The 23087-nt window shown below is 67.7% G+C and carries 20 protein-coding genes; 9 read left to right on the top strand and 11 right to left on the bottom strand.

The features are described 5' to 3' along the window. Positions 1 to 20 precede the first annotated feature (20 nt). On the bottom strand, positions 21 to 434 hold the full coding sequence (locus ACYQ5L_RS38840; RefSeq protein ID WP_459963250.1) for a TOBE domain-containing protein: 414 nt from the start codon (positions 432 to 434) through the stop codon (positions 21 to 23). Positions 435 to 543: 109 nt separating this feature from the next. Between ACYQ5L_RS38840 and ACYQ5L_RS38845 the strand changes: the two genes are divergently transcribed. Further along, positions 544 to 1434, top strand: coding sequence for a hypothetical protein (locus ACYQ5L_RS38845; RefSeq protein WP_459963252.1), 891 nt, complete (start codon positions 544 to 546; stop codon positions 1432 to 1434). Positions 1435 to 1698: 264 nt separating this feature from the next. On the opposite strand, the gene ACYQ5L_RS38850 is transcribed toward ACYQ5L_RS38845, so the two are convergent. Continuing rightward, positions 1699 to 3132, bottom strand: a complete 1434-nt coding sequence (locus tag ACYQ5L_RS38850; protein WP_459963254.1) for a CCA tRNA nucleotidyltransferase — start codon at positions 3130 to 3132, stop codon at positions 1699 to 1701. A 160-nt stretch (positions 3133 to 3292) separates the two neighbouring features. Here ACYQ5L_RS38850 and ACYQ5L_RS38855 point away from each other — a divergent pair, with 160 nt between their 5' ends. The 8 genes from ACYQ5L_RS38855 to ACYQ5L_RS38890 all read left to right on the top strand — a co-directional run bounded on the left by ACYQ5L_RS38855 (position 3293) and on the right by ACYQ5L_RS38890 (position 15430). Next, entirely contained in the window at positions 3293 to 3850 is a 558-nt protein-coding gene (locus ACYQ5L_RS38855; RefSeq protein WP_379193837.1) for an NUDIX hydrolase, read from the top strand. Positions 3851 to 3930: 80 nt separating this feature from the next. Continuing rightward, entirely contained in the window at positions 3931 to 6435 is a 2505-nt protein-coding gene (locus ACYQ5L_RS38860; protein WP_459963257.1) for a DUF6049 family protein, read from the top strand. A gap of 578 nt (positions 6436 to 7013) precedes the next feature. After that, complete coding sequence (locus tag ACYQ5L_RS38865; RefSeq protein WP_459963259.1) at positions 7014 to 10868, top strand: murein biosynthesis integral membrane protein MurJ; 3855 nt, start codon at positions 7014 to 7016, stop codon at positions 10866 to 10868. Between the two features lie 183 nt (positions 10869 to 11051). Then, positions 11052 to 11624 (top strand): RNA polymerase sigma factor SigM, encoded by a 573-nt coding sequence (sigM, locus tag ACYQ5L_RS38870; RefSeq protein WP_459963261.1) that lies wholly within the window; start codon positions 11052 to 11054, stop codon positions 11622 to 11624. Positions 11625 to 11680: 56 nt separating this feature from the next. Further along, on the top strand, positions 11681 to 12559 hold the full coding sequence (locus tag ACYQ5L_RS38875; protein WP_459963265.1) for a hypothetical protein: 879 nt from the start codon (positions 11681 to 11683) through the stop codon (positions 12557 to 12559). 196 nt (positions 12560 to 12755) lie between these two features. Beyond that, positions 12756 to 13739 (top strand): thioredoxin-disulfide reductase, encoded by a 984-nt coding sequence (gene trxB / locus ACYQ5L_RS38880; RefSeq protein ID WP_459963266.1) that lies wholly within the window; start codon positions 12756 to 12758, stop codon positions 13737 to 13739. Positions 13740 to 13750: 11 nt separating this feature from the next. Next, on the top strand, positions 13751 to 14089 hold the full coding sequence (gene trxA / locus ACYQ5L_RS38885; protein WP_459963267.1) for a thioredoxin: 339 nt from the start codon (positions 13751 to 13753) through the stop codon (positions 14087 to 14089). A gap of 144 nt (positions 14090 to 14233) precedes the next feature. Continuing rightward, positions 14234 to 15430, top strand: coding sequence for an N-acetylmuramoyl-L-alanine amidase (locus ACYQ5L_RS38890; protein ID WP_459963268.1), 1197 nt, complete (start codon positions 14234 to 14236; stop codon positions 15428 to 15430). Positions 15431 to 15465: 35 nt separating this feature from the next. Here ACYQ5L_RS38890 and ACYQ5L_RS38895 read toward each other — a convergent pair whose 3' ends face one another. From ACYQ5L_RS38895 to rpmH, 9 genes are all read right to left on the bottom strand, one after another. Then, on the bottom strand, positions 15466 to 16197 hold the full coding sequence (locus ACYQ5L_RS38895; protein WP_459963269.1) for a GNAT family N-acetyltransferase: 732 nt from the start codon (positions 16195 to 16197) through the stop codon (positions 15466 to 15468). 183 nt (positions 16198 to 16380) lie between these two features. Further along, a complete protein-coding gene (locus tag ACYQ5L_RS38900; protein WP_459963270.1) occupies positions 16381 to 17394 on the bottom strand; it encodes a ParB/RepB/Spo0J family partition protein in 1014 nt (337 codons plus the stop codon). A gap of 75 nt (positions 17395 to 17469) precedes the next feature. Continuing rightward, positions 17470 to 18438, bottom strand: a complete 969-nt coding sequence (locus ACYQ5L_RS38905; protein WP_459963271.1) for a ParA family protein — start codon at positions 18436 to 18438, stop codon at positions 17470 to 17472. Between the two features lie 495 nt (positions 18439 to 18933). After that, the gene (rsmG, locus tag ACYQ5L_RS38910) at positions 18934 to 19671 is read right to left on the bottom strand and encodes a 16S rRNA (guanine(527)-N(7))-methyltransferase RsmG (protein ID WP_459963272.1); all 738 of its coding nucleotides are present in this window, start codon (positions 19669 to 19671) and stop codon (positions 18934 to 18936) included. 195 nt (positions 19672 to 19866) lie between these two features. Further along, positions 19867 to 20415, bottom strand: a complete 549-nt coding sequence (locus ACYQ5L_RS38915) for a Jag family protein (protein ID WP_379193847.1) — start codon at positions 20413 to 20415, stop codon at positions 19867 to 19869. A gap of 60 nt (positions 20416 to 20475) precedes the next feature. Then, positions 20476 to 21552, bottom strand: a complete 1077-nt coding sequence (gene yidC / locus ACYQ5L_RS38920; RefSeq protein WP_459963273.1) for a membrane protein insertase YidC — start codon at positions 21550 to 21552, stop codon at positions 20476 to 20478. A gap of 4 nt (positions 21553 to 21556) precedes the next feature. Next, positions 21557 to 21886, bottom strand: coding sequence for a membrane protein insertion efficiency factor YidD (gene yidD, locus ACYQ5L_RS38925; protein ID WP_459963274.1), 330 nt, complete (start codon positions 21884 to 21886; stop codon positions 21557 to 21559). Then, the gene (rnpA, locus tag ACYQ5L_RS38930; RefSeq protein WP_459963275.1) at positions 21883 to 22275 is read right to left on the bottom strand and encodes a ribonuclease P protein component; all 393 of its coding nucleotides are present in this window, start codon (positions 22273 to 22275) and stop codon (positions 21883 to 21885) included. Before rnpA ends, yidD begins: the two co-directional genes overlap by 4 nt. 85 nt (positions 22276 to 22360) lie before the next feature. After that, positions 22361 to 22504 carry a 50S ribosomal protein L34 gene (gene rpmH, locus ACYQ5L_RS38935; protein ID WP_459963276.1) on the bottom strand — a complete coding sequence of 48 codons (144 nt, stop codon included), beginning with the start codon at positions 22502 to 22504 and terminating at the stop codon, positions 22361 to 22363. Positions 22505 to 23087 lie beyond the last annotated feature (583 nt).

A 23087-nucleotide genomic window follows, 5' to 3' on the forward strand; every position in this document is an offset into this window, starting at 1 on the left:
CGCCGCCGCCGAGCGGAAACCTACTCGCCGCCACCGCTTTCCGTGGCGGTCTCCACGACCACATTGGTCGCCTTCACGCTCGCCACCGCGATGCTGCCCGGCCGCAGACCGAGTTCGCGCACCGCCTCGCTGCTCATCAAGGACACCACCGTGAACGGTCCGCATTGCATCTCCACCTGTGCCATCACCGTATCGGCCACCACACGGGTGACCAGTCCGGGAAATCGATTGCGCGCCGAACTGGCGCTGCCCAGCCGGGTCAATGGCGGCCTGGCCTGCTCGACGGCCAATTCCGCGAGCTCGGCCCCGTCCACCACCAGGCGACCGGATTCGTTCTTGTGCGCCCGCAGCAAGCCGGTGTCGACCCACCGGCGGACGGTGTCATCGCTGACTCCCAGCAGCAGAGCGGCGTCGCGAATCCGAATTTCGGGCATGAAGGGGAGAATAGATCCGCATCTGCGGAACTACCAATAGGATGAATCCGCAAATGCGGAGCCTTGCCGCTATACCGGTTTGGGAGAGATCGACAAGGATTGAATTGGAGTGGCCCAGGTCACTCCGGAGTATCCGGAGATGTCACTACCGGCCAGTACCCTCGAAGAAATCATGGCCACGTATTTCGATCCGAAGGCCTGGTCACCATTGCGGGCGGTGGACCTGGGCATGGACCTGGGTAAACGCCTGTTCGATCAGAGCTGGGTGGAGCAGTGGACCAGCTTCACCACCGCGTGGCTGGATCCGGTGGCCGATTTCGGGGCCGGGACGGTCACCGCCCTCATGCCCGACGTGCTCATGACCCTGCTGTCGGAGGGGATCCTCAGCCAGTTCGGCGGGCAGGAAGTCAACGCCACCTTCCTCGGCCATGAGCTGCGCGCCACCCTGCACACCCTCAAGGTGCGGCGGCGGGGCGCCCACTTCCAGACCAAAACCGTGCTCACCCAGCTGCATTGGAACCGGCATCCGATCGAGGAGCTCACCGTCATCGCCCACGGGGTGCGGCTGATCCCCGGCGTGCCCACCAAGATCCGCGCCGCGCAACTGGATCTCACCGGAGTCATCTCCGTTGCCGCGCTGGTGGATTGGATCAATACCTGGCAGCCGGACTGGAAGCTGGAACCCGCCGAGGACGGCCTCATCCTGGCGCAACATCGCCGCCGACGCATTCGCGCCCTCGCCGCGGCCGAAATCACCGACAACGTGCTCACCATCACGGTGCACAGCGCCCACTGGCGCAAAGTTCGCGCCCCACGCCGGATGACCAGGCTGGACTCGATTCCCTTGACGGACATGCCGAATCAGGCCCGCATCCTGCGCGCCGAACGCCGCGGCGACTACATCCACTTCGCCGCCGACCTCCCCGGCCTGACCGGCTCCTTCGACCTGGCCCAAATCCGCTCGGCCATAGTCGCCGGAACGACGCTGATCGTCTTCTGAAAGAAGGGGTACTTGGGGGCTACGCCCCCAAACCCCCAGAGATCGAGGGGGTTCGAGGCCGAAACCCCAGGGTTCCGAGAGGTTCGAGGGCGAAGCCTCCCGGATTCCGAGGGGCTCGGGGCGGAGCCCCAGAGATCGAGGGGATTCGAAGGCGAAGCCACAGAGATCGAGGGGATTCGAAGGCGAAGCCACAGAACTCCGAGGGGATTCGAAGGCGAAGCCCCTGAAAGTTACGAAGGGGTTCGGGGGCGAAGCCCCTGAGAGTTACGAGAGTTGTTCTCTCCACCACTCGAGCAGCGCTGCCTCGGCCTCGTCGCGGTCCATCGGGCCGCGGTCCAGGCGCAGTTCCTTCAGGAACTTCCAGGCCTTGCCCACGTCCGGGCCGGGGCGTAGGTCGAGGAGTTCCATGATGGCGTTGCCGTCGAGGTCCGGACGTACTCGCGCCAGATCCTCTTGCTCCTGGATCTTCGCGATGCGTGTTTCCAGGTCGTCGTAGGTGGAGCGCAGCAGCGCGGCTCGGCGCTTGTTGCGGGTGGTGCAGTCGGCGCGGACGAGTTTGTGCAGGCGGGGGAGGAGGTCACCAGCGTCGGTGACGTAGCGCCGAACGGCCGAATCCGTCCACTGGCCCTTGCCGTAGCCGTGGAAGCGCAGGTGCAGGTAGACCAGCCGCGCCACGTCCTCGGTGAACTGCTTCGGATACTTCAAGGCGCGCATGCGCTTTCGCACCATTTTCGCGCCGACCACCTCGTGGTGGTGGAAGCTCACGCCGCCGCCGGGCTCATTGCGCTTGGTGGGCGGCTTGCCGATGTCGTGCAGCAGCGCGGCCCAGCGCAGCACCAGGTCCGGATCGCCCTCCTCCTGGTCGATGGCCTGCCGCAGCACGGTCAGCGAATGCTGGTAGACGTCCTTGTGCTGGTGGTGCTCGTCGATCTCCAGCTGCATGGCCGGCACCTCGGGCAGCACCCGCTCGGCCAGCCCGGTCTCGACCATGACATCGATACCGTCGGTGGGGTATTCGCCGCCGATCAGCTTGTCCAATTCGGCGCGCACCCGCTCGGCGGTGATGCGATCGATCTCCGGGGCCATATCGATGATGGCCGCCCGCACCCGCGGGGCCAGCCGGAAACCCAGCTGCGAGACGAAACGCGCACCGCGCAGCATGCGCAGCGGATCGTCCTGGAACGAATCCTGCGGCAGCGCGGGCGTATCCAGCACGCCCGCGAGCAGGGCTTCCATCCCATTGAGCGGGTCGACGAACTCCAGCTCACCGAGCCCGCCGATCCGCACCGCCATGGCATTGACGGTGAAATCGCGGCGCACCAGATCGGCCTCCAGGGTGTCGCCGAAGGTGACCTCCGGATTGCGCGACACCCGGTCGTAGCTGTCGCTGCGGAAGGTGGTGATCTCCAGCTGCTGCCCGTCCTTGGACGCGCTCACCGTGCCGAACGCCAGCCCGCCGGTATCCCACAGATGATCGGCCCAGCCGCGCATCATCTCCTGCACGACCTCCGGCCGCGCATCGGTGGTGAAGTCCAGATCGGTGCCGAGCCGGCCCAGGATGGCATCGCGCACGGTGCCGCCCACCAGGTACAGCTCATGCCCGCGGGCGGCGAACAACTCCCCGAGCGGGGTCAGCACCTCCGAGAGCCGGCCGACGGTTATCGCCGCCGCGGCCAGCAATCGGGTACGGCGATCCACGCTTGCTTCCTCGGACTTCGGCGAAACCACGAAAATGCAGCTTAGTTGAGTAGGGCAAATCGTTTCCGCACCCGTGCCGTTCAACCCCCTTATAAAGCGGAACGAACGGCACCGGCCCGCATGGGGCGGTCCGGGGCAACCTGCCCTATAGACTGGCGCAGTGTCCCCGGCCGATCGCGCGAACAGTCGACGTCGCCAGCCCCGGCGCCGTGGTGGTTCGGCCGGTGGTGCTGCGAAGAGTGGTGCCGCGAAACAGCCGCGCATGCGCACGGTCCGCGAGACCTCCGCGGGCGGGCTGGTGGTCGACGGGCTGGACGGGCCGCGGGAAAAACGCTGTGCCGCGCTGATCGGCCGCACCGACCGGCGCGGGCGACTGCTGTGGTCGCTGCCCAAGGGACACATCGAAGAGGGGGAGACCGCCGAGCAGACCGCCATCCGGGAGGTCCAGGAGGAGACCGGCATCCACGGCACCGTGGTCGCCGAGCTCGGCAGCATCGACTACTGGTTCGTCACCGAGGGCCGCCGCGTGCACAAGACCGTGCACCACTATCTGATGCGGTCGCTGGGCGGGGAACTGTCCGACGCGGACGTGGAGGTCACCAAGGTGGCCTGGGTTCCCTTGAGCGAGCTCGATTCCCGCCTCGCCTACGCGGACGAACGGAGGCTGGCCGAAGTCGCGAACCGGCTGATCGACCGGATGGAGAACGGCAGACAATGACGCGTGCGGGGTCTGGGTATCCGGACAGGGACACCGCGGCGGCACACTCGACTCGAACCGAGGGGGTTCTGCACCGCTGGATGCTGTCGCTGGTCGCGGTGGCGCTGACCGTGCTGTCACTCGCCGCGGCCGGGCCGGTCGCGTGCCCGCCGCTCGCGGCGGCGCAACCGACCGGCAATGGCTCCGGCAACGGCAACGGCCAGCAGACGGACTCGAAGTTCCTGAAGATGTCGCTGGATTCGGTGACGCCGTCGACCATTACCGCCACCAGCGATCCGTACTTCGTGGTCTCCGGCACCGTCACCAATATCGGCGATCGCCCGGTCTCCGATATCAGCGTCCGGATCCAGCGCGCCGCCGCCGTCAGCACGCCGAGCGGGCTGCGCTCCACCCTGCGGCTGGACCAGATCAACTACGACATCACCGGCGAATTCCAGGACATCGCCGAGAAATTGACGCCGGGCCAGCGAAAACAGTTCAGCCTCACCGTCGCCCTGCACTCCTCCGCCGCACTGCCCAGCGAGATCTCCGCGCTCGACATCACCGAGCCGGGCATCTATCCGCTGCTGCTCAATGTGAACGGCGAACCCGCCTACGGCAGTCAGGCCCGCCTCGACGACGCCCGCTTCCTGCTTCCGGTGCTCGGGGTGCCCGCGCCCGCCACCGACCCGGGAGAACCTGCGACGCAGTCCGTTCCGGCCGCACCCGCGCCGGCCGCGCCGGTGGCCACCACCATGCTGTGGCCGCTGGCCGACCGGCCGCGCCTGGTGGCGGGGCGGCCCGGATCCGCCGACGGTCAGGCGCTGCTCACCGATGACGATCTGGCCGCCTCGCTCACTTCGGGCGGACGCCTCGATCAGCTGCTCTCGGCCCTGGAGACCGCGCTCGAACCGGGCGGCGGGCGCGAGAAGACGCTGAGCGGCGCGCTGTGCCTGGCCATCGACCCGGATCTGCTGATCACCGTGTCCGACATGGTGAACGGCTACCGGGTGCTGGCCAGCCCCTCGGATCCGGACGGCCCCACCCGCGCGGGCGGCGGCGCGCACGCCGCCACCGAATGGCTGGAGCGGCTGCGCACCCTGGCCGCCCGAATGTGCGTGGTGGCCTTGCCGTTCGCGCAGGTCGACCCGACCGCGCTGGCCGCGGTCGGCGATGTGACCCTCGCCGACCGGGCGCTCAACGGCCCCGCCGACCTGGTGGATTCGCTGCTGTCGGTGAAATCCGTGCGCGGCGTGGCCATTCCCGATGCCGGGACCATCGACGACGAGGCGGCCGCGCTGTTCGCCCACCACGGGTTCACCACCACCGTGCTGGCCGGCAATGCGGTCGAGCAGGCCGGCGGCCAATCCAATCTCACCGCCGCCCGGACCCCCGAGGAGCCCGCCGAGCCGCTGAACCCGGATGTGGTGCGGCTGGCGGGCATTACCGGACCGGCGCCCGCCACCGACGGCACCCCGCCCCCGGCCGCCCCGGAACTGCGGGCCGCCACCTTCGACATCTGGTCGGCCACCGCGCTGGCCGCGGTCGGCTCGCATCCGCCCACCCCGCCCTTCACCCCGGAGGCGGTGCGCTACGACGTCACCAACGACTCCCGCGCCGCCCGCCTGCAGGACGCGCTGGGCGCCATCTCCTGGACCGCGCTCAATCCACAGCCGGAGCGGGCGCGTTCGGCGCTGCTCATGCCGCCGCAGCAGTGGGGCGCCAACCGGGACGAGGCCACCGCCCTGCTCGGCCAGCTCGAACTGCTCTTCCGCAACAATCTCGCCACGCCCCGCGCCTTCGCCGATCTGCTGGCGCAGCCGGCGGACCCGCAGTCCTATGTGCTGGACTACCTGCCGCAGGCGGCCGACGAGGCGGTGCCCGCGCACTTCGCCGAACCCGTACGGCAGCAGGCGCATCGGATCACCGAGCTGATGAACGCGCTCGCCGAGGTGCCGCAGCAGGAGCTCGGCCCGCGCGCCTTCCTGAATCCGCTGCGCGACGACCTGATCCGGGTGCTCACCCTCTCCGACCGCCGCGCCGCCTCCAGCGGCCCGGACACCACCGCGCAACGCCGCATCGACCAGACCACCCGCACCCTGACCGAACTGTTCGGCTCGGTGACGGTGCTGCCGCCCGGCGGCGTGTACACCCTCGCCTCCGAGCAGAGCCCGCTGCTGCTGGTGGCGCGCAACGACCTGCCGGTCGCCATCCGGGTGAAATTCCGGATCGACGCGCCCGCCGAGACGAACATCACCGATATCGGCGAACAGGTATTACCCGCCAAGGGCACCCGGTCCTTCCAGATCCCGACCGAAGTGTCCGACAGCCGGAACCTGGTGATCCCCATCGCACTTACCACGCCGGACGGCGTGCCGCTCGGCAACGAGGTTTCGGTATCGGTGCGATCCAACGCCTACGGTCGTGTGTTGGCAATAATTACCGCGTGCGCCGGGGCACTGCTGCTCCTGCTGGCCGGCCGGCGACTGTGGCACCGCTTCCGGGGTCAATCCGACCCGGCCGATGAGGGCTTCGACCCGGAAACCCGACGTCGGGTGAACCGGTTCCGGCGCGCGCGGAAACGCGAGCTGCGAAAGGAGGCGTGATGAGCGAATACGGCGATGGCCCACGCTCATCCGGCCGACCCGAAGGCAGCGACGGGCCACCACCGCGCCGGGCGCCCTCCGCGCCCTGGGAGCGCGGCGTGCCACCGCAACGCGGGCCCCGGCAGGGTCCGCCGCCCGGTCGGCGACCCCAGCCCGTACCGCGTCCACTGCAACCAGGGGAGGAACCACTGCAACCCGGAGAGGGCCGACCGCAGCCAGGACCGGGTGGTCCGCAACCGGGACCGCGTGCGGGCAGGCCGGTTCCGGGCGTCTCCCGGCCCGGACCGCAGGGACCCGGCCCGCGCGGGAACGTTCCCCCCGCGGCGCCCGGAAATCCGTACGGGGCGCCGGGGCGCCCGCCATCGGGTCAACCGTCCGGTCCGCCACCGGTGCGGGGACCGCGACCCTCCGAATCCGGGCCCATCATGCAACGCCCCGGACCGCCGCAACGGCCCTTGCCACCACAGCGCCCGGCCCGCCCGGCCCCGCCGGAACCCGAAGAGCGCTACCACTGGGGCCATCGGGATCCGCAGGACCGAAACCGAGCGCCCGGACCGCAGCGCTATCCGACGCCGCCGATGTCGAACCCGCAGCGACAGCCGTTGCCGCGCAAACTGCCCGGCGCGACGGCCACCGCCCAGCACGCGAAAGCGCCCGCGAAGACCGAGAATTCGAAGTCCAAGCTGGTCCGCGACACCGGGTCCATCGCCATCGCGACGCTGATCAGCCGCATCACCGGCTTCGGCAAACAGCTGCTGCTGCTGGCGGTACTCGGCCCTGCCATCGCCTCCGCCTTCACGGTCGCCAACACCATTCCGATGATGATCTCGGAATTCCTGCTCGGCGCGGTGCTCACGGCGATCGTCGTCCCGACCCTGGTTCGAGCGGAAAAGGAAGACGCCGACGGCGGTGCGGCCTTCGTGCGGCGGCTGTTCACCGTCGCATTCACCGTGCTCGCGATCGGCACCGTCCTGGCGACCGCTGCGGCGCCTGTGCTGACCACACACATATTCCTGTCCGAAGACGGCCAGGTCAGCACACAGCTGACCACCGCGCTGACCTTCCTGCTGCTGCCGGCCATCGTCTTCTACGGCATGTCGGCGCTGCTGATGGCCATCCTCAACACGCACGGCGTATTCAAGCCCGGCGCGTGGGCTCCGGTGCTGAACAACGTCGTGGTGCTGACCGTCCTGGTGTTCTATGCGCTGACCCCGGGTGAGATCACTCTCGATCCGGTTCGCATGAGTGAACCCAAACTGCTGGTGCTCGGGATCGGCGTAACTCTCGGCGTGATCGTCCAGGCGGTCAGCTTGGTGCCGGCCATCCGCCGCGAGGGCATCGACCTGCGGCCGCTGTGGGGGATCGACGCGCGGCTCAAGCAGTTCGCCGGCATGGCCGCGGCAATCATCCTGTACGTCCTGATCAGCCAGATCGGGTTCATCGTGGCTACCAATGTGTCGTCCAGCCACGACCTCGCCGGACCGGCCATCTACCAAAATGCCTGGCTACTGCTGCAATTGCCGTATGGCGTGCTGGGCGTGACATTGCTGACCGCCATCATGCCGCGGCTGAGCCGCAATGCCGCCGCTGACGACACACCGGCGGTGGTCGACGATCTCGGCACCGCCACCCGTCTCACCATGATCGCGCTCGTCCCGGTGGTCACCTTCCTGACCTTCGCCGGACCGCAGGTCGGTGAAGCCCTGCTCGGCTACGGCCGATTCACCGACAGCGCTGGACGGCTCGGCGAGGCGGTGTCATGGTCGGCATTCACGTTGATTCCGTACTCGCTGGTGCTGATTCATCTGCGGGTGTTCTACGCACGCGAACAAGCGTGGACGCCCACCTGGATCGTCCTCGGCATCACTTCCGTCAAGATCCTGCTCTCGGTACTGGCGCCTGCGTTCGTGTCCGCCGACCATGTGGTGATCGCGCTCGGCGTTGCCAACGGCCTCGGCTACGTAACCGGTGCGGTGATCGGAGGCTGGTTGCTGCACCGCAGTCTCGGTGATCTGCACATGGCCAATGTCGGCAAGACGATCACGCGCGTCGTCCTGGCTGCCGTGGCGGGTGGCGCGGTCATGCTCATCGCCGACACCGTGATCGGGCTGGATCGCCTGTCGGAATCCTTCGGTGGCATCGGCTCATTCATCCGGGTCGGCATCGACGCCATCGTCATGTTCACCGTCGCCTTCGGGCTCATGCGCCTGGCCGGCATTCCGGAGATCGTGGCCATTACCGTCGCCCTCTCGCGCCGCCTCGGCATCAGCCCGCCCAAGCCGGATCTCGGCCTCGACGGCGAGCCGATCGAGGACCTGCACGACACCACACTGCTGCCGAAGCCGGATCTGCGTGCGGCGCCGTACTACTACCGCTTCGATCCGTATCTCGACGCGCAGACCATGGTGCTGCCGGTTATCCGACCCGATGCGGTTGACATCACCGGCACGGGCGAGTTCCCGTACCCTGTTCCGCAGAGAAGCGCAACCGCCGGATCCGGCGCCTCCGGCACCCGCGCGGATGCCGGTGCCCGCACCCCTTCGGATGCCGGCGAACCGGTTGCGGCCCCGAATTATCGGTCTTCGACACACCAGGGCGAAGGAGGAGCGAGGGTGAGCGACGACGCGGCGGGCGGTGTCCCGGCCGCCGAATCTTCAGCGACCGCGGGCGGCGGGCTCTCCACGGATACGCCTCCGACAGCCGGGAAGCCGGGCGGTCCGCCCGCCTCCGCCGGCCGGACCGCGGACGGCTCCGCCGAGCACGCGCACGAGGAGCCGGAACACCTACCGGAGGACGACGAGCCCGAGACCGGTGGTCCGGAAACCGGCGTCTACGAGGCGGTTTCGCCGCAGATGCCGCCCATGCGGGTGGAATCGACCAAGCGAATCCAGCGCGGCCCAAAGCTGATTCCGGGCGCTTCGGTGGCCGGTGGCCGCTACCGGCTGCTCGCCGGTCACGGTGGTGCGCGCGGGCTGAGGTTCTGGCAGGCCCTGGATGTGAAACTCGACCGCGAGGTCGCTCTCACCTTCGTCGACGCCGATCAGAAGGCCGCCGACAACTCCGGACACGATGGGCCGCAGGCGATCCTGTCCCGCACCCTGCGTCTGGGCCGGATCAACTCGCCCGGCCTGGCTCGCGTGCTCGATGTGGTGCGCGGCTCCTCCGGCGGCATCGTGGTGGCCGAATGGACACCCGGCCGCTCGCTCAAGGAGATGGCCGATACGGTGCCCTCGCCCATCGGCGCGGCGCGCGCCATCCGGGCGCTGGCCGCGGCGGCCGAAATGGCGCACCGCGGCGGCGGATCGCTGTCCATCGACCATCCGGACCGGGTGCGCATCAGCGCCACCGGTGACGCGGTGCTGGCCTTCCCCGGCACGCTGTCCGATTCCGACGCGCAATCGGATGTGCGCGGCCTGGGCGCCATGCTCTACGCGCTCATCACCGCGCACTGGCCGATCCGCACCGGTGGCCTCACCGGCAGCGCGGCCACCGTCGGCGGGCTGCCGCTGGCCGATTTCGGCCCGGACGGAACTCCGGTGGAGCCCAGGACGATCCGGCCCGAGGTGCCCTTCGAGATCTCCGCGGTGGCGGTGCGCTCGCTGGAGTCCAACAAGGGCGTGCGCACCGCCGCCACCGTCCAGCACGTGCTGGAACAGGCCTCGGTGGTGGATCAGAAGACCGATTTCATTCCGGTGCTGCGACTGGGCCAGCGGCCGCCGAGCGCACCGGACGAGACCCTGGCCGATCCGGAACTGCTCGCCGCCGAGAAGGAACGCTCGCAGCGGATGATGTGGATCCTGGTCGGGCTCGGCGTGCTGGCCGCGCTGGTGGTGGGCGTCATCATCTGGTGGCTGCTGAGCGTGTTCGCGCCCGGCACCTCCAGCGAACCGCTCAACGAACAGCGCAATATCGGCCTGACCACCTCCAGTTCGGCCCCGGCCGTACCCGGTGCGAGCCCGGCCGAGACCTCCCCGGCCGAGGCGGCCACGGGCGGCGTGCCGGTGCCGGTCACCGGGGCCATGGTGTTCTCGCCGGAGGGCACGCCCGACAATGTCGGCAGCATCGGCGCCGTGCTGGACAACAACCCCAGCACGGTGTGGCGCACCGACGCGTACTTCCAGCAGTTCCCCGCGCTCAAGAAGGGCGTGGGGGTGCTGGCCACGCTGGGCAGCCCCTCCAAGCTCACCAAGGTGATCATCGACTCGCCGTCGCCCGGCACCCAGGTCGAGATCCGCACCTCGCCGACCGCCTCGCCGACCCTCGATCAGACACAGCTGATCGGGTCGGCGACCCTCGGCGACGGGGTCACCGAGATCCCGGTGAAGGCCGATCAGCCGGCCCGCTACGTTCTGGTTTGGATCACCGCTCTGGGTAACAACGGGGGGCAGTTCCAGTCGGCCATTGCCGAAGTGCGTTTCGAAGCCGCGCCCTAGGAGCGCCCTAGTCGTCCGGTTCGCCCGATGCAGCGCCGCTAGCTGCACTTTTCTGGGCCAATCCATTGCTACCGAATCGTTATCTTCGATATGATCTTGCCGATTTCTTCGGTAGGGGATCTACCCAGGATCCGATTCTCGGTCCTGGTCGACGCATGTAGCAGCGCCCGTCTTAGGGGTCGTATGTCGGCAGCGAACGAATACAGGACAGCGACGGTCGAAGCCTCCGACCGCGAACTGCTGGCCGCGCACGCCATCGGCGAGCGGCACGCATTCGCCGAACTATTGCGGCGCCACCGCGATCACCTCTACCAAACCGCGCTGCGGGTGTGCCGCACGCCCGAGGACGCCGCCGACTCGCTGCAGGACGCCATGCTGTCCGCGCATCGCGGCGCGGCCTCCTACCGGGGCGATGCCGAGGTCCGAACCTGGTTGCACCGCATCGTGGTCAACGCGTGCCTGGATCGGATACGCCGCAACAAGACCCGCCACACGGTAACGTTGCCCGCAGAGTCGCTAGCCGAACACCCTTATGCCCGCGACGATTTCGCGGACCTGGAAACCACGCTTGTGGTCGACGCCGCGTTGTTCACGCTGCCCGCCGAACAACGCAGCGCGCTGGTCGCCGTCGAGCTGGAGGGTTATTCGGTCGCGGATGCCGCTGCGCTGCTGGGAGTTCCGGTCGGAACCATCAAGAGCCGGTGCGCCCGCGGCCGCCAGCGCCTCGAAGCACACCTGAATTCCATGGACATTTGAATGCCATATATCGGACCCGATCTGGAGGGGCGATGGATGCGAACGTAGGAGGAGCAATGGCGGCCGGGACGATCTCCGGCCCGCCGTTCTCCCCCGAACTGCTCGCCGATCTGCACGCCGGCAATGTGCCGGCCGAACTGTCCGAGCAGCTGTGGTCCGCGGTCCGCCGCGATCCGGCCGCCATGCGCTATCTGGCCTCGCTCGACCAGGTGAACTCCCGCCTGCACGACCTGGCCCGCGACGAGAACATCGCCCACCCCATGCCCCCCGCGGTGGCGGCCAAACTGGAACGCATGATCGACGATCTGGTGACCGCCGACCTCACCGACACCGGCGAACAGCAGATCGGCACCGTGCACCACTTCCGCGCCCCCAACCGCTCCACCCATCCGGCTCCGCCCGCCACCGCCCCCATGCCCGCCCTGCGCACCCCCGACTTCGATACCGGCCAACTCGACCTCAGCGACCTCGACGAGGACGCCGACACCCCCGAATTCGCCCCCCACCCCTCACGATTCGACGAACCCACCTCCCGCCGCCTGCGCTGGCTCACCGCCGCCGCGGCCGCCATCGCCCTCCTGGCGGGCGCCGTAGTGGCCGTGGACGCCGTCCGCAGCCGCAGCGCCACCCCGAACCCACAGCCCGCCACCGAATTCCAGCTGGCGGCCGATCTGCCCGCCACGGACGTCCTCACCGCCATGGGGCGCCACGACATCACAGGCCCGCTCGCCACCGGCAACGCCCTCACCGAATGCCTGCGCGCCGCCGCCCTCGACCGCCCCGTCCTAGGCTCCCGCAATGTCACCTTCTCCGGCCAGAAGGCCGTCCTCGTCCTCCTGGCAGGCCCCGAAGCACCCCAAATCACCGCAGCAGTCCTCGGCACAAGCTGCACCGCAACCAACCCCCAGGTCCTCGCAAGCTCCGACATCGGCTAGCGCACAGGGGCGGTAGCCCAAAGGCCGGGCGCAGCCCTAAGGGGGTCCGGGGGCTTAGCCCCCGCCCTAATCCCCTTCTCTTGGGGGGTGTGGGGGCGCAGCCCCCACCTACCAGCCGCGAAGGCACCCCGGGAACAACGCCGTTTAGGCTGTTGTTGACCGACACGCTTGTTTCACAACTTCCCCGGAGGGCCCTTTGAGTACGCCTGTTCGCGACCTGATCATCGTCGGTTCCGGACCTGCCGGCTACACGGCAGCTGTCTACGCGGCACGTGCGGAACTCGAACCCCTGCTGTTCGAAGGCACCCAGTTCGGCGGCGCCCTCATGACCACCACCGAGGTGGAGAACTTCCCGGGCTTCCGGGAGGGCATCATGGGCCCCGACCTGATGGAGGAGATGCGCGAGCAGGCCAAGCGCTTCGGCGCGGACATCCGCACCGAGGACGTCGAGGCCCTCGACCTGTCCGGCACCATCAAGAAGGTCACCGTCGGCGGCGAGACCTTCGAGGCCTACGCCGTGATCCTGGCCATGGGCTCGGCCGCCCGCTACCTGAACGTCCCCGGTGAGCAGAAGCTGCTCGGCCGCGGCGTCAGCGCCTGCGCCACCTGCGACGGCTTCTTCTTCAAGGGCCAGGACATCGTGGTGGTCGGCGGTGGCGACTCCGCCATGGAGGAGGCCATCTTCCTGACCAAGTTCGCCTCCAGCGTCACCGTGGTGCACCGCCGCGAGGAGTTCCGCGCGTCCCGCATCATGCTCGACCGCGCCAAGAACAACGACAAGATCCGCTTCGTGCTGAACGCGGAAGTCACCGAGGTGCACGGTGATTCGAGTGTCACCAGCCTGACTCTGCGCGACACCCGCACCGGCGAGACCTCGGAGCTGGCCGCCACCGGCCTGTTCGTCGCCATCGGCCACGATCCGCGCAGCGAGCTGGTCGCCGGCCAGGTCGACCTGGATCCGGACGGCTATGTGAAGGTGCAGGATCCGACCACCTACACCTCCGTCCCGGGCGTGTTCGCCGCCGGTGATCTGGTCGACCACACCTACCGGCAGGCCATCACCGCCGCCGGCACCGGCTGCCGCGCCGCCATCGACGCCGAACGCTGGCTGGCCGAGCAGGGCGACATCACCAGCAATACTCTCGAACACGCCGGTCAGCCGGTCGAAGTGAACAACTAAGAGGAGTCCCCATGTCCGACGCCAAGACCACCGCCACGAAGACCGTCACCGACGCCACCTTCGCCGACGATGTGCTGTTGAGCGAGAAGCCGGTCCTGGTCGACTTCTGGGCGGCCTGGTGCGGTCCGTGCAAGATGGTCGCCCCCGTGCTGGAGGAGATCGCCGCCGCCAATTCCGACAAGATCACCATCGCGAAGGTGGACGCCGACGCCAATCCGGAGACCTCGAAGCACTACGGCATCCTGTCGTTGCCTACCATGGTGCTGTTCCAAGGGGGCAAGGAAATCAAGCGGATCGTCGGCGCGAAGGGCAAAGCGGCCCTCTTGCGCGAACTCGAAGGTGTTCTCTAACGACGCGCCGTAGGATGCCTGCACTCGACAGTTGCCGATAATCCGTCCGGGTCTGCGACAATCGACCGACGCTCCGGTCGTGCGCAGGTGTGAACCTGCGCATGAGTGGGTACCCGGGTTGGCGGAAGGAAAGGGCTCTTACGCATGCACCGACTTCGTCACGGCGATACTGGACCAGCCGTAGCTGAGGTTCGGAGCACCCTGGCAAGCCTCGGATTCCTGCACACCCACCCCCATTCCGATCCGGTCGGCGGCAACGGGGAGTACTGGAAGGACGCCGACGCCACCTTCGATCACGATCTCGATTCCGCGGTACGCGCTTTCCAGCAGCATCGCGGCCTGCTCGTGGACGGCGTGGTCGGCCCGGCGACCTACCGGGCGCTGAAGGAGGCGTCCTACCGCCTCGGCGCCCGCACCCTCATCTATCAGCTGTCGGCGCCGCTGTACGGCGACGATGTCGCCACCCTGCAGCGGCGCCTGCAGGACCTCGGGTTCTACGTGCACCGGGTGGACGGCTATTTCGGCCCGCACACCCATGACGCGCTCACCTCGTTCCAGCGCGAGATCGGCCTGTCCTCCGACGGCATCTGCGGTCCGGACACGCTGCGCTCACTGGACCTGCTGGGCGCGCGCGTGACCGGCGGCAATCCGCACCGCATCGCCGAGGAAGAGGTGGTGCACCGGGCCGGGCCGCAGCTCACCGGCAAGCGCATCGTCATCGATCCGGGCCTGGGCGGTCCGGACAAGGGCGCGGCCGTGCCCACCGAATTCGGTGACGTGTACGAGTCGGAGATCCTGTGGGATCTGGCCAGCCGGTTGGAGGGCCGCATGGCCGCCACCGGCATGGAGACCTTCCTGTCCCGGCCGTGGGGCGCCAACCCCTCCGATGCCGAACGCGCCGAGACCTCCAATACCTTCGACGCCGATCTGATGATCTCGCTGCGCTGCGCGGGCAATCCGAGCGGCGCGGCCAGCGGTGTGGCCAGCTTCCATTTCGGCAATTCGCACGGCTCCACCTCGATGATCGGCCAGGTGCTGGCCGGCTTCATCCAGCGCGAGATCGTGGCGCGAACCTCCCTGCAGGACTGCCGCACCCACGCCCGCACCTGGGATCTGCTGCGCCTCACCAAGATGCCCACCGTCCAGGTCGACATCGGTTATCTCACCAGCGAATACGACGCCTCGGTCCTCACCAACCCGCGCATGCGCGATGTGATCGCCGAAGCCATCCTGATCTCGGTCAAGCGCCTGTACCTGCTCGGCCAGGACGATCAGCCCACGGGGACATACACTTTCGCCGAGCTGCTGGCCGAGGAATTGGCTGCGGCAGACAGGATGTGAGAAGAGGGTGAGAGCTTCCGCTCTCACCCTCTTTTTCAGAGCGTCACCATGCGGGTCGGCATCGTCAGCTCCGCCGCCGCCAGCAGCTGATCCAACGCCCGCTCGACGTCTTCCTTCCACAGATGGTCACTGTCCAACTCCAGCCGCAACCGCGGGAACCGGTGATGTGACGCAACAACTTTGAACCCGACATCCTCGAGGAAGTCGGCATCGATCATGCACGCCTCGGGCGAGCAGCCATCCGCATGCGACGGGCTGCGCGGCGCCCGCAGGGGAGTGGGCGCGATGCGCTCCAGGAACATCATGGACCCGCCCCGCTCCGACATGGCGGTGGTCGGCGGATCCCAGCGGATCCCGAACGCCTCGATGGCCCGCACACCGCGACGCATCAGATCGCCCACCACGGCCTGAATCAGCTGATGGGCTACATCGGTCTGCTGATATGGTTTTTCGGCCCGCAGCGTGGTCAGCAGGACCGCATCCGGGCTCACGGGGGAGGTGGGGAACAGCCCGGCCCGCGGCACCACCCGCGGCGGCGCGTACAGCGCACATCCGGCCGACTGCCCGTCGACCAAGGCCACCTGCCCGCAGGATCCCCATTCGAGCATGACGGTGGAGAGCCAGGCCTCCTTCTCGAAGACCGGGTCGCTGAAACCGCGGGAGTCCGCCGCCACGGCCGGATCCATTTCCCAGAACACGCAACGGCGCGCGTGGCCCGGGAGTTTGTCGAGCCCGCCGAGGGTAAGTGCGGTAACGCTGGTCGACACCGCTCTGCTCAGCCTCCAGCTGTCCGATTCATCCACACTCACGCCGCATCAATATCTACTCGCCAGCAAGAATAAGCGATCAAAGCAATCACGCCTCTTCCATAGTGTCAGGACCTGACGTCGAGGGCATCAGGCCCCGCGTCACAGTGACGTTTCGGCCCCGACCCTCTGGGTGGGGCTCCGCTACAGCTTCGACTGCTCCATCAGGCTTACGATTCGTTCCAAATCGTCGATCGAACCGAATTCGACGGTGATCTTGCCCTTGCGCTTGCCGAGGCTCACCGTGACGCGCGTATCGAACGACTCCGACAGCCGCTCCGCCACATCCTGCAGACCCGGCATCTGAATCGGCTTGCGCTTGGGCGCCGGGGGAGTGACCGCGGCATCCGGATTCCGGTTGGACAGCGTCACGGCTTCCTCGGTCGAGCGAACCGACAAGCCTTCCTTCACGATCCGTTCCGCGAGGGCTTCCTGCACCTCGGCTCCACCCTCCAGGCCGAGCAGTGCGCGGGCATGTCCGGCGGAGAGCACGCCCGCCGCCACCCGGCGCTGCACCGGAATCGGAAGCTTCAGCAGGCGAATCATATTCGTCACGACCGGACGGGAACGGCCGATTCGGGAAGCCAGTTCCTCATGGGTGACGCCGAACTCCTCCAGCAGCTGCTGATAGGCGGCCGCCTCTTCGAGGGGGTTCAGCTGGACGCGATGAATGTTCTCCAGCAACGCATCCCGGAGTAGCGACTCGTCGGCGGTCTCGCGCACGATGGCCGGAATGGCGGACAGGCCCGCCTCCTGGCTCGCGCGCCACCGCCGCTCGCCCATGATGAGCTGATACTTCGGCTCCGGCCCGGACTCGACCTGGCGCACCACGATCGGCTGCATGAGGCCGAATTCCTTGATGGAGTGCACCAGTTCGGCGAGCGCCTCGTCATCGAAGACCTGACGCGGCTGCTTCGGATTGGGCTCGATATCGCCCGGCGGGATCTCCCGGTACACCGCGCCCGCATCCACGCCGTCCGCCACATCGGCGGGATCCGGAACCCGGTGCAGGAAGGCCGAAGCCGGCTGCGGCCCGATCGGATCGAGACCGATGACGACGTTCGCGGCGGCGCTGCCCAACCCCTGGGTGGCCGCGGGCCCGGTCGGGATCAGTGCGGCCAGACCGCGTCCGAGTCCACCCTTCTTCGCCTGACTCATCGGTCTACCGACCCCTTTCATCGTCACCTGCACCCGATTGCGCACCGCACCGGATTTCACTGCACCGGAAATTCACTACATATCGGATTCTGCGTCGGGCGGCGTCCCCGCCGCGGTCCGACTCGCCGAGCGAGCCGCCATCTCTCGTCCGGCATCGAGATAGCTCATCGCACCACGCGAACCCGGATCGTAATCGAGCACCGTCATTCCATAGCCGGGCGCCTCGGAAACCTTGACGCTGCGGGGGATGACCGAGCGCAGCACCGCATCGCCGAAGTGGGTGCGCACTTCCTCCGCCACCTGATCGGCGAGCTTGGTGCGGCCGTCGTACATGGTGAGAACGACGGTGGAGACATGCAATTCGGGATTCAGGTGCGACTGCACCAGACCGATATTGCGCAGCAGCTGACCCACGCCCTCCAGGGCGTAGTACTCGCACTGAATAGGGATGAGGACTTCCTTGGCGGCGACCATGGCGTTCACCGTGAGCAGGCCCAGCGACGGCGGGCAATCGATCATGACGTAGTCGATGTCGTACCCGGCGAGGTTGGCCTCCTGGATGGCCTGCTTCAGCCGGCCCTCGCGGGCGACCATGGAGACGAGTTCGATCTCCGCGCCGGCGAGATCGATGGTGGCCGGAATACACAGCAGCCGTTCACTGTGCGGGCTCTGCTGGATCGCCTCCTGCACGGTGCACTCGCCGATGAGCAGTTCATAGCTCGACGGAATTCCGGAGTGGTGCTCGATGCCGAGCGCGGTGCTGGCATTGCCCTGCGGATCGAGATCGATGACCAGCACCCGCATCCCCTGGATGGCAAGCGCGGCGGCCAGATTCACGGCGGTCGTGGTCTTGCCCACGCCGCCCTTCTGATTGGCGATGGTAATGATGCGCTGTTCCCGCGGCCGGGGCAGCGACACATTGCCGGGATGCAGCACCTGGCTGGCGCGCTGGGCTTCGGCGGCAATGGGAGTCTCGTTGGCGGAGATGTTCCCGAACGGAGTGCGGCTGAACTCCTCCACGTCGAAGGCTCCGGTATCGAGCATGCCGGGAACCCGGGACGTTGTTTCCCGTGAAACATTCGCCGGACCGTTGGACATACAGGCTCCTAACCCCGAGAACTCAAAGACACGTGGCCGAGCTGATTTCTTCCGCACCTGGCAGCAGCCGCGACAGCGTACGTGATGGGGGAGCGGAGTTGCCATCCCAGCACGCAGCGCTGCGTTGGAACCGAGGAGGTACGAGGTGCGCGATCGATACCCATTCCGGACGCCGTTCCCAACTGACGTGCAGTCGATTTCGAGCCTGCCGGGCATCGCAGGTGTGCGCTCACGCTCGACGATCACTAGCTTGCCAGTAGGAGACACAATACGGAAGTTGAACGGAGACGAACTTGGTGCGACACGCAAAATCGCCGAGCTCGTACGAAATTTCGGTCGATGTTTCACATGAAACAAGGCGATCGATCGATCCCGAAGGGTAGCCCAGCTTCGTCACCGTGACGATGTTTCCCGTGAAACATGGCCACCGGGCGGCGAGACTCAGTGCCGCTTGGCTCGGTCCGCGCGCTTGGCGGCACGGTGCGCGCCGCGGCGTTCGCTGCGGGGGAGTCGCTCGGCGCTGATGACGAAGGTGGGGGTCTCCAGCACGCCCGCACCGCACTCGATGACTTCGGCACGGCCCGCGCCCGCCTTGGTCAGCTCGGCGCGATCGCGTTCCAGTTCCTCGGCGGCGCTGATGCCCTTGAGGGCGATCATCCGACCGTGCTCGTGCACCAGCGGCATGGACCAGCCCGCCAGCTTCGCCAGCGGAGCGACCGCGCGAGAGGTGACGATATCCGCGCCGCCGGCTTCCTTCTTCACGCCCGCTTGCTCCGCGCGCCCGCGAACCACCGTCACATTGTCCAGACCCACCTCATTGATGAACTCGGCGAGGAAGACGGTGCGGCGCAGCAAGGGCTCCACCAAGGTGATCCGGAGATCGGGCCGGGCAATGGCGAGGGGGATGCCGGGCAGTCCCGCGCCGCTGCCGATATCGACCACCGACGCACCCTGCGGGATGAGCTCACCGATCACGGCGCAATTGAGGATGTGCCGATCCCAGAGCCGGGGCACCTCGCGCGGACCGATCAGGCCGCGCTCCACACCCACGCCCGCGAGCGCGTCGTAGTAGCGCCGGGCCATATCCAGCCGGTCCCCGAAGACCACCGCGGCCACGGCGGGCGGTTCGACCGGACCACTCGGCTCGGTCACCTCGGTGCCAGGTTCCACGTGAAACATCCTTCCGACTTTGCTCAACTCTCGAGGCTCTCAGGGGCTTCGCCCCCCGAACCCCCGGGGCAGAAGTCGCAGCGCCTGCTTCGACTCTCCGAATCCGGGGGAGACGGCTGCGGGCGGGGGAGGGGCCGACTCGGTACAAGCGTAGGGCCCCCGGTCGGTTCGACGCGGGGGCCCTGGCTCGAGGCGGGGTGCGTGTCAGGCGGGGAGAACCACCACGCGGCGGTTCGGCTCCACGCCTTCGCTCTCGCTGACGACGCCGTCGAGGGCGGCGACGGCATCGTGCACGATCTTGCGCTCGAACGGGGTCATGGGGGAGAGCGCCTCGCGCTCACCGGTTTCCAGCACCCGCTTGCCGGCCTCGGTGCCGAGCGCGCTCAGCTCCGAGCGGCGCTTGGCGCGCCAGCCGGCCACATCGAGCATGAGGCGGCTGCGCACACCGGTGGCCTGCTGCACGGCCAGCCGGGTGAGCTCCTGGAGCGCGTCCAGGACCTCACCGCGACGGCCGACCAGCTTCGTCAGATCCTTGCCGCCGTCAATGCTCACCACGGCGCGATCGCCCTCGACATCGAGGTCGATATCGCCGTCGAAGTCGAGCACGTCGAGCAACTGCTCCAGGTAGTCGCCCGCGATCTCACCCTCTTCGATGAGCGCTTCCTCGGCGTCGTTCACGGCGTCCGTTGCGGTATCCGATGCCGCGGTCGCAGCCGTCACTGTGGGGTCCCCTCCGTCGGTTTCAACAGTCATGGTTGTTTCCTTCATCTGGAGTTGTCGGCGCACTGCGCCGTCGAAGCTTTCGAGGCAGGCTCAGCGGCGGCGCTTCTGATTGGCGCGCCCGCGATTACCGGACCGCTTCTTGCCGCCCGCGGGCTTGGCGCCGGCCGCCGGCTTGGCGCCGTTCTGCGCGGCCTTCGGCGTCTCGCCGTCGACGGCATCGGAGACGGCATCGGTCTTGGCGGCGTCCTGCTTCTTCCGAGTATCGACCGGCTTGGCGCCGGGCTTCGGGGCATTCGCGGCGCGGCGCTCCAGCGCGGCTGCCTTCTTCTCCTCTTCTTCCTTCTCCATGCGGCCGAAGACGAGGTGCTGCTGACCGTAGGTCCAGATGTTGTTGGAGACCCAGTAGATCAGGATGGCGATCATCAGGAACGGGCCGCCGACGAGCACGCCGAGCGGGAACACCCACAGCGCCAGCTTGTTCATCAGCGCGGCCTGCGGGTTGGCCGCGGCCTCCGCGCTCTGCCGGGCCACCGAGGCGCGGGCATTGAAATGCGTTGCCAGACCGGCGATCACCATGAGCGGGATGGACACCAGCGCGATGTTCAGCTTGTCCGGGATGCCGCCGTAATCGGCGAAGGACTGCAGCACGCTATTGGGCTCGGTAATGAACGAGGACAGCGGAGCGCCGAAAATACGCGCCCGCAAGAAGGACTGGACGTCATCCGCGTTGAAGAGATAGTTCGCGGTGTGCGCGTTGTCGTAGGGGCTCATGCCCAGCTGGCCGAAGCCGTGCCCGGTGCGGTTGAACGAGCGCAGCACATGGAACAGGCCCAGGAACACCGGAACCTGCAGCAGCACCGGCAGGCAGCCCATGAGCGGGTTGAAGCCGTGGTCCTTCTGCAGCTTCTGCATCTCGATCGTCATCTGCTGACGATCGTTCTTGTACTTCTTCTGCAGTTCCTTGATCTGCGGCTGCAACTCCTGCATCTGCCGGGTGGTGCGGACCTGCTTCACGAACGGCTTGTAGAGCACCAGCCGCAGCGTGAACACCAGGAACACCACGGCCAGCGCCCAGGCGAGACCATTGTCCTTGCCCAGGGCGAACCCGAAGACCCTGTGCCAGAACCACAGAATGGCCGACACCGGGTAATAAATGAAGTCGAGCACGGCTCTATGCACTCCCGTCGTTCGTATCGCCGGTCACCGCGGGCGATGACCCTTCACAAGCTTGTGCCGGGTGCCGGTGACGTCGTTGCGGACGCTCCGGTACCGGGTCCCACCCACCAGGGTGCCAGGGCGCGCATTTGGCCAGACGCACGGCCGCCAGTCCGAGGCCGACGAACAGCCCACGCGTGCGCAACGCCGTCACCGCGTACTCGCTACAGGTGGGGGTGAACCGGCACACCGGCATACGAGTGGGGGAGATATAGGTCCGATACAGCTCGATGAGAAATATCAGAGCTTTGGCCGGGAATCGGGCAGCGGCGCGCAGGGCGTTCATGCCGGCCCTGATTCACGGGTGAGAGTGCCGAGTTTGCGCAATCCGCTCTGCACCTGCCGCGCCAATTCGGCGGAGGGAGCATCGGCCGCGCCCGGCAGCGCGCGAAGAACGACATCGGCGCCGTCCGGCAACTCGGCCGCCAGGCTCGCGCAGATATGACGCAGGCGGCGGGCCACCCGGTGGCGCACCACCGCCGGACCCACCGCCTTGCTGACGATCAGGCCGAAACGCGGACCGCCCACCCGGATGACCGGGTCGGAACCGTGCGCCTGATCGTCGTTGTGTAGCAGTACGTGCACAACGAGATCCCGCCTCCCGATCCGCCGGCCCTGGCGCACCGTCCGGGAGAAGTCGGTACGCCGATGCAGCCGATACGGCTCAGGAAGCACCTGAGCGTCCGGTGTGCGGGCGGGTAGGGGACCAGAGACCGTACGGCGAACAAGACGTGATACGCCGCATCGGGTGATTACCGAATCAGGCCGTCAGCTTGGCGCGGCCCTTGGCACGGCGCGCCGAGACGATGGCGCGGCCCGCACGGGTGCGCATCCGGAGGCGGAAGCCGTGGACCCGCGCCCGACGACGGTTGTTCGGCTGGAACGTCCGCTTGCCCTTGGCCACGGTCAACACTCCTCTAGGTGGTGGGCGTCCGGTGACGCCCGAAGCTTTTCGGTGGAACTGCCGCATCGCGTGGAATCGGGATGATTCCTCGGTGCAATACCCTTGTCGGCACGGGCAGCAGGCAGCCGCCACCGCACCATAGGGTGACTGTAGAAGGGTACTGATCTGCTGGACGAGGGTCAAACTCGGGGTCAACCGGCCCTTTCCCGGTCCGCCCGGGCGGTTGGGCGCGCCGTCTCCTGCGGGTTCGTGTCGCCGGGGGTGGTTCGTGTACGGTCCTTAACCGGCGTGCCGGAGGTTCGACACCAGGCATTCGAGTGACCGCGGGAATCTTTGCCGAAAGTTTGCTGAAGAACCGCAGGTCCGCGCCCGATTCGGGGGATTCGACGCGATGCGACGCGTATCCCCAGGTTTTCCACATCTGTGGATAATTGTGTGGAAAGACCCCTGGAGTGGCATATTCGTAGGGCCGACGGTGCCTCGCCGACGCCCGGTTTCCTGGTCTCCAGTCATCATTCCCGGGGGAGCCGAGCAGTGCCGACCGTCTGCTCCTATCGACCTAGCTCCGGGGAGGACGACGTTC

This window comes from Nocardia sp. IFM 10818 (genome assembly GCF_054655275.1).

What these genes read in the sequence shown, in the direction of transcription:
- rsmG (WP_459963272.1), bottom strand. Translation starts at nt 19,671, where the DNA reads ATGTTTCACGTGGAACCTGGCACCGAGGTGACCGAGCCGAGTGGTCCG.
- ACYQ5L_RS38900 (WP_459963270.1), bottom strand. Translation starts at nt 17,394, where the DNA reads ATGAGTCAGGCGAAGAAGGGTGGACTCGGACGCGGTCTGGCCGCACTG.
- ACYQ5L_RS38875 (WP_459963265.1), top strand. Translation starts at nt 11,681, where the DNA reads ATGGCGGCCGGGACGATCTCCGGCCCGCCGTTCTCCCCCGAACTGCTC.
- trxA (WP_459963267.1), top strand. Translation starts at nt 13,751, where the DNA reads ATGTCCGACGCCAAGACCACCGCCACGAAGACCGTCACCGACGCCACC.
- sigM (WP_459963261.1), top strand. Translation starts at nt 11,052, where the DNA reads ATGTCGGCAGCGAACGAATACAGGACAGCGACGGTCGAAGCCTCCGAC.
- ACYQ5L_RS38865 (WP_459963259.1), top strand. Translation starts at nt 7,014, where the DNA reads ATGTCGAACCCGCAGCGACAGCCGTTGCCGCGCAAACTGCCCGGCGCG.
- ACYQ5L_RS38890 (WP_459963268.1), top strand. Translation starts at nt 14,234, where the DNA reads ATGCACCGACTTCGTCACGGCGATACTGGACCAGCCGTAGCTGAGGTT.
- yidD (WP_459963274.1), bottom strand. Translation starts at nt 21,886, where the DNA reads ATGAACGCCCTGCGCGCCGCTGCCCGATTCCCGGCCAAAGCTCTGATA.
- ACYQ5L_RS38860 (WP_459963257.1), top strand. Translation starts at nt 3,931, where the DNA reads ATGCTGTCGCTGGTCGCGGTGGCGCTGACCGTGCTGTCACTCGCCGCG.
- ACYQ5L_RS38915 (WP_379193847.1), bottom strand. Translation starts at nt 20,415, where the DNA reads ATGACTGTTGAAACCGACGGAGGGGACCCCACAGTGACGGCTGCGACC.
- ACYQ5L_RS38840 (WP_459963250.1), bottom strand. Translation starts at nt 434, where the DNA reads ATGCCCGAAATTCGGATTCGCGACGCCGCTCTGCTGCTGGGAGTCAGC.
- ACYQ5L_RS38905 (WP_459963271.1), bottom strand. Translation starts at nt 18,438, where the DNA reads ATGCTCGATACCGGAGCCTTCGACGTGGAGGAGTTCAGCCGCACTCCG.